The following is a 327-nucleotide window of genomic DNA, read 5'->3' as shown; positions in this document are numbered from 1 at the left end:
TGAGGGCGTTGAAACCCGAGAGCAGGCCATGATCGCTATTGATGGCGGGGTAGATTTTGTGCAGGGATTTTTCTTCCAACGCCCGGGACTGGAGCTGGAAGAAGTCATCAAGACAGTGTCGGATTTCGACTCTTTACTGAGTGACTACAAGATCAGCAACCAGGCCCAGCTTGATCCGACTCACGAAATAACCAGCTTCTTTGGTCGCCTGTTCATGAGTTCCGTGTCGTCACTTCGGGAGGGTATGTACTTCGATGCCGCGTGTCATGACCTGTCGAACCATCCAACGGTGTCACGCTGCTATCTGATCAACGAGCTTGGCGTGCA

General features: G+C 52.6%; 1 protein-coding gene. It reads left to right on the top strand.

The features are described from left to right. Positions 1-28: 28 nt before the first annotated feature. Positions 29-327, top strand: a 299-nt coding sequence (locus tag B3182_RS06010) for a hypothetical protein (protein ID WP_292751963.1), incomplete at its 3' end; no start/stop codon positions are given.

The organism is Methylophaga sp. UBA4204 (genome assembly GCF_002379485.1).
GTDB lineage: Bacteria > Pseudomonadota > Gammaproteobacteria > Nitrosococcales > Methylophagaceae > Methylophaga.
The sequence above is the reverse complement of the archived record's forward strand: the minus strand, read 5'-3'. Positions and strand labels throughout refer to the sequence as shown.